We start from the raw sequence: 10,210 nt of genomic DNA, 5'->3' as shown, positions 1-10,210 counted from the left end.
AGCGCGAAAGCAGCGGGCTAGGACGGGACGCCCTCATTCGCGCCCAGGCGTTCTACGGCCCCGACGGCGAAGCCGAGCGGTGGTGGCGCTGCGAGGCAACCGACCCGACCGAGATCGTCCCGTTCCTCGACCAATGGTGGCGCACGCTGCTCAAACTTCCCACGCTGGTGCTACCGCTCGCCGGCCGGTGACATGGACCCGAGGCAAGCACGGATCTGCGGCGGGGAGACTAGACGAATCCCGACGCGAGCAGGATTGAGTTCGAAAAGTACGCTTGGGTGTGGATCAAAGAACGGGATCCGTCCGTTCGAACGGTCGAACCCTACTCGGGGCTACTGCGCAACCGTGTCGGCCCGAAAATCGGGCACCTCGCTTTGTTTGGTATTTGAAGTGGGCCTGTCGGGCTGTAGCGTCATGAGCGCATCTGCCAACCTCTCGGCGGCATCGATGTAGTCCAATGCGCCGCTTGGGCTAGGGGCTTCACCTCCATGTGCGATGTTGTTTCGCAGCCTGCGCAGCCCGTCGGCAACTTGGGTGAAGTGTGGGCCAAGGTCCAGTTTACCGAGTTGACGTACGCGCTGGTTAGAGCTCATGTCGATGGAGTCGATACTGTGTCGGTGAAGTGTGAGATCCATGAACTGTTCAACTCTGCGTCAGGCTCCCGTGACTGCCATGTCGGGTTTAATTCCGGCCATATCGCGAAACATGTTAAAGTCGTCTGATATCCAAGCTTTAATGAGCTTCGGTGGTAGTATCGGCTGCGCTGGCTTGTTCTCTGACTTTATGTTCGGATCGGTTGCAGGCGGTTCGCTGCCAGCCGAGGGCGGCTCAGTGTCGATCGACGGACCGCGGCCTCCTCTGCGGCTTGAGCTTTGAGAGCAACGCCTCGAGCCTGTTGGTCAAACTCTGCGCTACCAGCGGGAGTCTTCAGTGATCTCAGTCGATCCAGCAGGCCGCCGAATTGAGCCTTGAATCGCATGCGATGACAAGCACAACTAGAGGCCAGATCAGTACCCGGAGGTAGTCGAGACCAAGTTGCCACCATGCCATCCATAGATGATGCCTCCCTTCCAGGGAGCTTGATGGATCGATGGTGGCGGGCGTCACCGGCAGGGCGGCGGACGCCAAGGACGCGGAGGCAGGCGACGAAGGGGCCAACGGCCACGCCGAGGGCACGCGGAGGTGGCGGAAGAAGAAAGACCGTCCACATGGGACGGTCTCCAGGAGCTCTACCAGCTAGAACGAGGCGGAGCGGGTGACGGGAATCGAACCCGCATGACCAGCTTGGAAGTGCGGCGGACGATCAAGGCCAGGGCCACTGACCTGGGGAAACGGCGGTCCTGAGTGTCCGCTGTTGACCTTGGCTGACCGCCCGTAATGGCCCGCTAATGGCCCACGATCCGCTCAGGTTGCATCGTTCGTTGGCGTGTCCAAGGTTGCAGCGCAGCGCGTCCAAGTACGGTCGGGCCGTGGGTAGCGCGACCCCGTGGTGGGGCACATTGGTTGTGGCGGCGGTGGGCCTTGCGGGCGTGTTGCTGTCGCAGCGGTCGGCAGGCCGCCGCGACGAGAGGCGCGGGAAGACTGAGCGGGCAGAGCGAGCACTCGACCGCCGCGCTGCTGTCTACGCTGAGTTCTACCGCTTGGCTGCCGCACATTGGCGAGTTGCGGAAGATCAAATTCCTGATCGTGATCAGCTCAAGCCCCTCTCCGACCCGATCGCGCTGGTTTTTGGTCAACTACGCCTCTTGGCTCCTCCTGCCGTCGTAGACGCTGCGATGGAAGTGGGTGACGCATTGATCGACTATCAGCAAGCGCTGGGCCGCGACGGGAGGTTTTCCTCAAGGGCCGAGGAACTACGCAACCAACTGGTGAGCAAGCTCGACCGGATGGTTCAAGCTATGCGGACTGACGTGGAACGAGCGCTGTGACGGCTACTGCGGAGGTTAGTGACCCGGGTCCGGTGGCCGTTGGCGCGGAGCGTCGACGGGCGTCGATCGCCGTGCCCAGCTCTGTCAGGCCGACCACACGTGCGATCGTCCCGCCCTGCGCCCGTTGCCAAGTCAGCTCTGTGGCTGCGCGCCGTCGGTGGCGGTGCTTCCTGGGGCGGCTGCGGCGCCGCGCCGCCCGGCCGTCGGCCGTAGCGAAGCGGCAGGCCGGCTTGGCCGGGGATGGATGCGGACCACGACGCAACGCGACAGGCCAACGCGCCGCCGCCGGCGGCGCTCTTGATCCCGTAGAGCCAAATTCGGCAGATCAGGTGTAGTAGGGCTCGCTGCGATTCTCGAACCCGTGGCCGATGCGGAGCTGGATGGACGGGTGGATGTTCAGCTCGTCCAACCGTTCGCGCTCGACCCATTCGACCTCCTTGGACTCGCTGCTGGTGCGCAGCTCGCCGCCGATCAGTCGGGCGCGGAAGCAGATCGAGAACTCTTGGCGCACTTCGCCGTCGTCGTAGGCGATCACGTGGGCAGGGTCCGAGTAGAGGCCGATGAGTCCGGTGACCTCGACGTCGATGCCGGTTTCCTCCTGGACCTCGCGGACGGCGGTCTGAGCGAGGGTCTCGCCGACCTCCTGGCCTCCGCCGGGGATGGAGTACAGGTCGTTGTCGGTGCGGCGGATCATGAGCAACCGCCCGGCGTCATCCTGGACGAACGCGCTGACGGCCGGTTTGACGCTGTTGGCCTTGGGGGCGTTGGGGTCGTGGAAGTAGTCCACGCGGGCCACTTGTCCTCCTAGAAGGTCGCGGGCTTCGACTGGCTCCACACGGTCTCGAAGCTTTCAGAGTAGGTCTCGAAGAGGTCGCCGGCAGAGAGCCGCCGCAGGTGCAGCGCGGGGGCGTGCGCGCCCTGGAAGCCGTAGACGTGCGTGTTGATGATCATCTCGTCGTCAAAGCGGAAGATCGAGTTGTAGAGCGTGGCCTTGTGGAAACGCATCTCCACCCCGTCCACGCTCTGAAGTGGCCGGTAGAACGCGAGGGCATTGCGGATGCGCGCCGACAACGTGCCCTTGCCTAGCTGCTCCTCGTCGCTGCGGCGAGCGACCTCTCGGCTGGCGGGGTCGCCGAACAGCAGTCGGATCCGTGCACCGTTGGCCGCCTTGCGTGCCAGGCCCTTGACGAACGTGGGGCGTTCGACCAGGAACAGCGCGGCGTGGACCAGCACCTCGACGTGTTCCGTCGCGTCCTCGATCAACCGATCCCACAGGTCGACCGGGATCGAGTTGCGATGCGGATAGACCTTGACGACCTCGGACTCGGCGATCTCCGCCTTGCGCTCGGGGGCCACGGCGTCGGGCCACAGGTAGTTCTCGGTCTCGCGGACCATCGACGCGATCGTGTGCCGGTGACGGGGGTAGGGCGTGCGGCCCCTGGTGATCCACCGCTCGACCGTCTTCGGGTCCGTCCCGGTGGCTTTGGCCACGTGGTCGAGGTCCAAACCGTTGCGTAGCAAAGCATCTCGTAGCCGCTCGTTCGGCACGGCAACCCTCCAAGACGAGTAGGGACGTCTCGAACGTACCAGGGACGTCCTGAGATGTCCCGCTATGCGGTGCTCGTGTCCTGCGATTTCGCCGAAAGTTCTAGGTGTCGAGAAGCCGGGCAGGCCCCGGCCGACACCTACGAACGGAGAACGACGATGGCGATCACAGGTGGGATGCGGCTGCCGATGGAGCACGACCACGTGTTCCCCAAGGGTGCGCTCGTGATGGGCGTCGAGCCAGTGCTGAAGTTCCAGACCGCCGACGAGCGGGCACGTGGCATGGCGGCGCAGCAGGAGACGGACAAGGAGACCGGCCAGTTGGTGTGGTCGGTGCTGGTCATCGACCAGGCCGCCGAGCGCAAGGCGGATGCGGTCGTCACGGTGAAGATCGCCGCGCCTCACCAGCCGGTTCCCCCAGAGGCGATCCCCGGGACGGACGTGCGGCCGGTGATCTTCGAGCGGTTGACGGTCACGCCATGGATTGACGACAAGGCGTGCCGACCTGGTCCGGCGGGTGAGCGGCACAAGTGTCGGGCGCGCATCGCCTACAGCCTGCGGGCGTCGGGCATGAAGCCGGTCGTGGTCAAGACCTCCGCCAAGGCCGCGTGACGGCGGTGACGGACATGGTGCGAGTCCACGTGACTGCTGATCTGCCGATCAGAGTGAAGGCGCTGCCCTTCGCCGACCGGGTGGAGATCCGCCTCGGGAAGGCGTTCCCGGCTGTGCTGTTGGTCGACCGTGACGCACTGTCCCGACTCGGCGCGGCGATCAGCGAGGGAGCCGCCGAATTGGGTGCGGCCAACAAACCGAGGGCTGGAGACGTGTCATGAGCCCCAAGGCGAGCGCTGACAGGTGGGCGACGGCCCGGCAGGCCCAGACGCTGCACGAAGCGCACGAGGCAGTCGGCCGGCTGCGGCCCGCGCCCGGAGCTGACATGGCGGTGTGGCTGGAGTTCTACCGGCGCAGCGCGGCCGTGTATGCGGAGCTGGCCGAGACCGACCGAGGTCACCATCACGAGGCGTTGTACTGGGCGGGGCGTGAGGCGCGGATGGCTGAGGAGATCGACAGCCGGATCCGGAGCGGCGCGCGAGCCGACTGACCCGCCGACGGCGGAATCTTCGAGTCCTTTTGGGACAGAGCGCGTGATCTTGATGAGTCACGTGGCGATGCCGCACACCCGTTGCGGCGTAACGAACTTGAGGCGCAGGAGCGGAACCGGCGACCAACCTTGCCGCTCCTGCGCTGTCCACCCACACGGAGTGAACAATGCGAAGCCTAGAACCTGGGCGCACGTCTGCGCCAGAGGGGTCCCGTTGCGGGACCTGCAAGAAATTCGCCCGGCTGCTGCCCAGTGAGAACGAATGCGCCTCGTGCGCTGGGGTGCTGCCTCTGGAGTTCGGCAACTCCAGCCGCGCCACCCGGCACACGGCCCGGCTGAGGATGATCGCGGGCAAGCAGGCGGTCGGCACCTACGTGGTTACCTTCGACGGTGGCGACCGGCAGACGTTATCCCTGACTCTGGCGCAGGCCGAAGGTTTCGAGTGCCTGACGTGCAAAGCGTTGTGCGGCAAGGGAAGTGCGGCGTTTCGTCCGGTCGGTGTCGCGGCCGGTCAGAACCAGGTGTTTCGGTGCGTGTCCTGCCTCGACGGCATCGGGCGGGGTGGTCGTGATGCGTAGGCGACCGCTGGCCGAACCGGCTCCGCTGGAAATCAAGCGGCCTCAGGTGCCGTGGTGGGTGCTGCTGCCCTGGTGGGCGCAGCTCCTGCTCTCACCGTTCGCCTTGACTTGGTGGGCGCTGCTGATCCTGGTCAAGCTGCTGGGCCTGCTGGCCCGCTACCCCGTCATGCTCGTGACCCCGTTGGCCGGATGGCTGCTCTACCGGCACTTCGGTACGTGGCCGCTGTTGCTCGGCGTCCTGGTGCTCGTCAACATCCTGGCGTTGTGGGCGGGGCTGCACTGGGCGTCGTTCCTGCGGCACGGCTGGTACCGGCTGGGCTCCGAGTGGCGGCGGCTGACCGTCTACGCCCGGCAGTGGCGGACTGTGATGCGCCTGTCCGAGCTGGCCAAGGAGACACGAGGGCGGGAGTACCGGCCCCACCTGCGGCGGGTGCGGGCCGAGGGCTGGCGGGACCGGGTACGGGTGCGGATGATCCCCGCGCAGGCCCCGGACGCCTGGGAGGCTCGGCGGGAGAACCTGGCGCACTCTTTCGGCGCGTCCTCGTGCCGGGTGCGGGTGCTGCGGCCTCGCACGATCGAGCTGGACTTCGTGCACCGCGACCCGCTGAACCGGCCCGTCGAGGTGCCGGCGCTGGAGCAGGACGCGGAGGGACTGGACCTCAAGCGCGTCACGGTCGGCCGCACCGAAACCGGCAAGCCGTGGCGGTTGCGGCTGCTCGGCTCGCAGCTCCTGGTGGTCGGCGTGCCCGGTGCGGGCAAGGGTTCGGTGTTGTGGTCGATCGTGTGGCAGCTCGCCCCGGCCGTCCGCGCCGGCCTGGTCCGCCTGGTCGGCATCGATCCCAAGGGCGGCATGGAACTCGGCCAATGCCCGGAGATCTTCGACCGGATCGTCTTCGACAACGGCCCCGCCGCTGTCGAATTGCTGGAGCAGATCGCGGCCGAGGTGAAGGAACGCGCCGCCCGGTACCGAGGTGTGCGGCGGCTGTGGGCCAAGGAGACCGGCGAACCGTTGACGGTCCTGGTGGTCGATGAGCTGGCGGACGTCATCGCTTACCAGGCCGATAAGAATCTGCGGGAACGCGCCACTCGGGCAGTGCAGACCATCACGTCCCAGGGCCGTGCACCCGGCTGTGTCCTGGTGGGCCTGCTCCAGGACCCGCGCAAGGAGATCGTGAGCTTCCGGCACCTGTTCAACACCCGTGTTGCCCTGCGGCTGGACGAACCTCAGCAGGTCGACATGGTCCTTGGGGACGGTGTCCGGCAGCGGGGTGCGGCGGCGCACGAGATCAGCGAGAACACCCCTGGCGTGGTGTGGGTCAAGGAGGACGGGCAGCGCGAACCCGTGCGGGCTCGGGCCTTCCATGTCACCGATGTCAACCTCACCGAGTTGCGCGAGTACGCCACGGCGACCGACGCGACGGTGCACGAGTTCCCAGCCCCTTCGAGCACGGAGGGAGGTGCGGCGGCATGAGCGAGTACCTGACCCGCGCGGACCGAATGAAGCAGCCGGCGGCACTGGACGTGGCTCGGGCCGTCGCCGAGGAACACGGCGTGTGCGTCCGTCCGCTGGCCAAGGAACGAGTCGACCTGGACACCGGGCGCGTAGACATCATGCCGATCCCGTGCGGCTCCACGGTGGCGAGCGTCTGTCCCACGTGTGCGGAGAAGAACCGGCGCCTGCGGATGGCACAGTGCCGGGAGGGTTGGCACCTCACCGCAGAACCCGACTTCACCGCGAACTCGCCGAGCACCGACCAGCGTGAGCTGACCGAGTACCGGGCCGACCTCGTCAAGGCGTACCGGGAGGCCGTCGAAGAGGGTGACGAGAACGGGGCGGAGGAGGTCCGGACCGAGGTCGCCGAGGTCGACGCGGAACTTCGGCAACTCGGGGTGCGGGGCTCGCTGCCTCCGCTGGATCCTCGACCGCAGGCCGTCCGGAAGCGCTCGACCCGGCGGCGGCAGGACACGCCGAACCTGCCTCGGCGGCCGGTCTCCAAGCGGACGGTCGGTGCGGTGTTCGGCGGCAAGTACCGGCCCTCGACGTTCCTCACGCTCACTCTCGACAGCTACGGGAAGGTGCTTGGCGACGGCACCCCGGCTGACCCGGACACCTACAACTACCGACGCGCGGCCCGGGATGCGGTGCACTTCGCGGCGCTGCTGGACCGGTTCGTGCAGAACCTGCGGCGCTGTGTCGGTTGGGAGGTGCAGTACTTCTCCACGGTCGAACCGCAGCGCCGCTTGGCTCCGCACTGGCACGCGGCGATCCGGGGCAGCGTCTCGCGGGCCGAGCTGCGGGCGGTGGCCGAGGCGACCTATCACCAGGTCTGGTGGCCGGCGCACGATGAGATCAAGTACTCGGGTGACCGGCTGCCGGTGTGGGATTCGCGGACAAAGGGCTTTGTCGACTCGGAGACTCGGCAACCGCTCCCGACCTGGGAAGACGCCCTCGACCAGGTGGACGAGCCGGCGCACGTGGCACGGTTCGGGGCGCAGGTCCACGCCAAGGGCATCCTCGGCGGGACGGAGGAGGCCGGCCGGCACGTCGGCTACTTGACCAAGTACCTCACCAAGTCCATCGGCGAGTGCTACGAGGCCAGCAACCAACGGCAGGACGATCACGCGGCCCGGCTACAGGCCGAGCTGACAGTCACCCCGTGCTCGCCGCAGTGCCCGGTGTGGCTGCTCTACGGCGTCCAGCCCAAGGGTGCTCGGCTGTCGATGGAGCCGGGCAAGTGCAAAGGCAAGGCGCACAAGCGTTCCACTCTCGGCGTGGCCGGTCGGCGGGTGCTGGTCTCCCGAAAGTGGTCGGGCAAGAGCCTCGCCGACCATCGGCACGACCGGAAGACGTTCGTTCGGCAACTGCTCGCTGAGGTCGGCATCACTCGGGACGACACACCCACCCGCGTGATGTGGAGCAACACCACGCCCGGTGATCCGAACGTGCCGCCCAGGCAACACCTGCTGCTGCGGGCAGTCGCCGAACGGCGCAGGTGGAAGGCCGAGTACACCGCTGCGCTACTCGCGTCGGCAGGTCCGCCCGGTACTTCGGCAACCGATCAAGCAGCGTGAATGGGGGAGAGATGAGCGACAAGACGACGGGGCGGATTCGAGAGATCGCCTTGCTGATGACCGTGACGGACATTCTGGAAGCGCTCGGTGGGGCGGTGTCTCGGGACACCTTCTACAAGTGGCGTCAGACCGGCAAGGGACCACGCTGCTTCCCCCTGCCAAACGGCGAGCTGAGGTGCAGGCGGAACGACTTCCTGCTGTGGCTCGATGCCTTGTACGGGCGTGCAGCATGACGACGACGTTCAAGGTTCGGTTCTGGGAGCTGGCTGACTGGTCCAAGAAGAAGGACAAGAAGAGGAAGGGACGGCCGTACGGCGTCCGATGGGTGACGGAGAGCAAAGCGCACTCGGAATGGTTCAGCACGAAGGCGCTGGCCAACAGTCGCCGATCGGAGTTGATGCAGGCGACTCGGCAAGGTGAGGCGTTCGACGTCGACTCGGGCCTTCCGATTTCTGAACTGAAGCGGCGTAACTCGTTGTCGTTTCTGGAGTTCGCACAGTCCTATGTGGATTTAAAGTGGCCGGACGCTGCGGCGACTACGCGGGCAAGCACGGTGGAAGCGCTGGCGACTGCTGGGGCGGTGTTCGTGCGGGACGGTGCCGGTCGGCCTGAGGTGACCGAGCTGCGGGGCGTGCTGACGCGCAACCTGCTGCCCCCGACGACTCGGGAAGATCCCTTGTCGCCGGAGGAACGGGAGGCCGTGGACTGGTTGGTTCGGCAGTCTCGCCCGCTGTTCGACCTCACGGACGCGGTAGCCGTAAGGGAGGTCCTGGACGTCCTTGCGGCCAAGCTCGATGGCAAGGCGGCGGCTGCCTCGGTCTACCAGCGCAAGCGGGCGGTCCTGTTCAACCTGCTCTCCTACGCCGTGGAACGCGAGTTGATCCCGGACAACCCGCTGAACAGGGTCAAGCGCAAGGCGGCCAAGGTCGTGGACCAGGTGGACCCGCGCGTTGTGGCCAACCCTCACCAGGTGGCCGAGCTGCTGACGGCGGTGAGCTACGTGGGCAGCCGGAACAAGGATCGGGGTGCGCACCTGGCGGCCTTCTTCGCCACGGGTTACTACTCGGCTGCTCGACCGGCGGAGGGTCTTGGGCTGCGGGAGGACGACTGCACGCTTCCTGCGGAGGGTTGGGGCTCGTTGGCGCTCGGCGAGTCGCGGCCGGCTGCGGGGAAGAGGTGGACGGATTCGGGGGAGGTGCACGACCGACGCGGCCTGAAGCATCGGGGCGCGAAGGAGGTTCGCATCGTGCCGATTCCGCCCGTGCTCGTCGCCATGCTGCGGGATCACCTCGACCGGTACGGCTCGGGACCGGACGGCCGGCTGTTCCGCTCGCAAAGTGGCGGGGTGGTGTCCTCCTCGACGTACTACCGGGTGTGGGACGACGCTCGCCAGTACGCCCTGACCCCGGCGCAGGTGGCCTCTCCGCTGGCCGGTCGGCCGTATGACCTGCGGCACGCTGCGGTGTCGCTCTGGCTGAACGGTGGTGTCCCGGCTACCGAGGTCGCCGAGCGGGCTGGTCACTCGGTTGACGTGCTGCTCAAGGTGTACGCGAAGTGCATCGACGGACAGCGGGAGACGGTCAACAAGAAGATCGAAGAGCTGTTCGAGGCGGCGGCGTAGCCTTGACGCACAGACCGCGATTGCGACCCCCTGGGACCACTCCCCAGGGGGTCGCGGCGTTTCGCAGTGGTTTCGCGACCGGCGGCAAACAGGGGCAGATTCCAGCCGACAGTGACAGATGACAAAAGATCAGGGCCTGACCCGTTTTCACAGGTCAGGCCCTGATTCACCCGGCGAAAGGTGAGTGCCCCAGGCAGGATTCGAACCTGCGACACACGGTTTAGGAAACCGATGCTCTATCCCCTGAGCTACTGGGGCCGGGCGTTGCTCGGGGGTCAGCTTACCGGGCCTGTCGGTGATCAATGACCGCGGGTGGCGCCTCGGGGCGCTTGATGGCCGCGGCGGGGCCCCGTGGCAGCCACCA

Annotated in this window: 12 protein-coding genes and 1 tRNA gene; 10 read left to right on the top strand and 3 right to left on the bottom strand. The window is 66.7% G+C overall.

All coding sequences use genetic code 11. The annotated features are described in order from the left end of the window. Together F0L68_RS42855 and F0L68_RS37060 are read left to right on the top strand one after the other, a co-directional pair. Positions 1–191: hypothetical protein (locus F0L68_RS42855; protein WP_223199475.1), on the top strand; the 191-nt coding region annotated here is incomplete at its 5' end. Between the two features lie 1,278 nt (positions 192–1,469). Beyond that, positions 1,470–1,928 (top strand): hypothetical protein, encoded by a 459-nt coding sequence (locus F0L68_RS37060; protein WP_149854574.1) that lies wholly within the window; start codon positions 1,470–1,472, stop codon positions 1,926–1,928. A 325-nt stretch (positions 1,929–2,253) separates the two neighbouring features. Here F0L68_RS37060 and F0L68_RS37055 read toward each other — a convergent pair whose 3' ends face one another. Then, complete coding sequence (locus F0L68_RS37055) at positions 2,254–2,724, bottom strand: NUDIX hydrolase (protein WP_149854573.1); 471 nt, start codon at positions 2,722–2,724, stop codon at positions 2,254–2,256. An 8-nt stretch (positions 2,725–2,732) separates the two neighbouring features. Further along, positions 2,733–3,476 (bottom strand): DUF5919 domain-containing protein, encoded by a 744-nt coding sequence (locus tag F0L68_RS37050; protein WP_149854572.1) that lies wholly within the window; start codon positions 3,474–3,476, stop codon positions 2,733–2,735. 156 nt (positions 3,477–3,632) lie between these two features. Between F0L68_RS37050 and F0L68_RS37045 the strand changes: the two genes are divergently transcribed. The 8 genes from F0L68_RS37045 (at position 3,633) to F0L68_RS42850 (ending at position 9,846) form a co-directional block, all read left to right on the top strand. Then, positions 3,633–4,085 carry a hypothetical protein gene (locus tag F0L68_RS37045; protein WP_149854571.1) on the top strand — a complete coding sequence of 151 codons (453 nt, stop codon included), beginning with the start codon at positions 3,633–3,635 and terminating at the stop codon, positions 4,083–4,085. Positions 4,086–4,114: 29 nt separating this feature from the next. Then, positions 4,115–4,306 carry a hypothetical protein gene (locus F0L68_RS37040; protein WP_223199474.1) on the top strand — a complete coding sequence of 64 codons (192 nt, stop codon included), beginning with the start codon at positions 4,115–4,117 and terminating at the stop codon, positions 4,304–4,306. Next, on the top strand, positions 4,303–4,575 hold the full coding sequence (locus tag F0L68_RS37035) for an AMED_5909 family protein (RefSeq protein WP_149854569.1): 273 nt from the start codon (positions 4,303–4,305) through the stop codon (positions 4,573–4,575). Before F0L68_RS37040 ends, F0L68_RS37035 begins: the two co-directional genes overlap by 4 nt. A 281-nt stretch (positions 4,576–4,856) precedes the next feature. Next, entirely contained in the window at positions 4,857–5,153 is a 297-nt protein-coding gene (locus F0L68_RS37030; protein ID WP_149854568.1) for a hypothetical protein, read from the top strand. Next, positions 5,146–6,624 (top strand): FtsK/SpoIIIE domain-containing protein, encoded by a 1,479-nt coding sequence (locus F0L68_RS37025; protein WP_149854567.1) that lies wholly within the window; start codon positions 5,146–5,148, stop codon positions 6,622–6,624. The genes F0L68_RS37030 and F0L68_RS37025 overlap by 8 nt, the downstream gene beginning before the upstream one ends. Then, the gene (locus tag F0L68_RS37020; RefSeq protein ID WP_149854566.1) at positions 6,621–8,225 is read left to right on the top strand and encodes a replication initiator; all 1,605 of its coding nucleotides are present in this window, start codon (positions 6,621–6,623) and stop codon (positions 8,223–8,225) included. Before F0L68_RS37025 ends, F0L68_RS37020 begins: the two co-directional genes overlap by 4 nt. Positions 8,226–8,236: 11 nt before the next feature. Further along, positions 8,237–8,458 carry a helix-turn-helix transcriptional regulator gene (locus F0L68_RS37015; protein WP_149854565.1) on the top strand — a complete coding sequence of 74 codons (222 nt, stop codon included), beginning with the start codon at positions 8,237–8,239 and terminating at the stop codon, positions 8,456–8,458. Further along, positions 8,455–9,846 (top strand): tyrosine-type recombinase/integrase, encoded by a 1,392-nt coding sequence (locus F0L68_RS42850; RefSeq protein ID WP_188317033.1) that lies wholly within the window; start codon positions 8,455–8,457, stop codon positions 9,844–9,846. Before F0L68_RS37015 ends, F0L68_RS42850 begins: the two co-directional genes overlap by 4 nt. A gap of 185 nt (positions 9,847–10,031) precedes the next feature. Here the strand turns inward: F0L68_RS42850 and F0L68_RS37005 are convergent. Further along, positions 10,032–10,104 (bottom strand) — tRNA-Arg (locus F0L68_RS37005). Positions 10,105–10,210 lie beyond the last annotated feature (106 nt).

It is taken from the genome of Solihabitans fulvus (assembly GCF_008386585.1).
In the GTDB taxonomy this organism is placed as follows: Bacteria; Actinomycetota; Actinomycetes; order Mycobacteriales; family Pseudonocardiaceae; genus Solihabitans; species Solihabitans fulvus.
Note: the sequence above shows the minus strand (reverse complement) of the source record. Positions and strands in the feature narration are given on the sequence as shown.

What these genes read in the sequence shown, in the direction of transcription:
- F0L68_RS37045 (WP_149854571.1), top strand. Translation starts at nt 3,633, where the DNA reads ATGGCGATCACAGGTGGGATGCGGCTGCCGATGGAGCACGACCACGTG.
- F0L68_RS37035 (WP_149854569.1), top strand. Translation starts at nt 4,303, where the DNA reads ATGAGCCCCAAGGCGAGCGCTGACAGGTGGGCGACGGCCCGGCAGGCC.
- F0L68_RS37025 (WP_149854567.1), top strand. Translation starts at nt 5,146, where the DNA reads ATGCGTAGGCGACCGCTGGCCGAACCGGCTCCGCTGGAAATCAAGCGG.
- F0L68_RS37020 (WP_149854566.1), top strand. Translation starts at nt 6,621, where the DNA reads ATGAGCGAGTACCTGACCCGCGCGGACCGAATGAAGCAGCCGGCGGCA.
- F0L68_RS37015 (WP_149854565.1), top strand. Translation starts at nt 8,237, where the DNA reads ATGAGCGACAAGACGACGGGGCGGATTCGAGAGATCGCCTTGCTGATG.
- F0L68_RS42850 (WP_188317033.1), top strand. Translation starts at nt 8,455, where the DNA reads ATGACGACGACGTTCAAGGTTCGGTTCTGGGAGCTGGCTGACTGGTCC.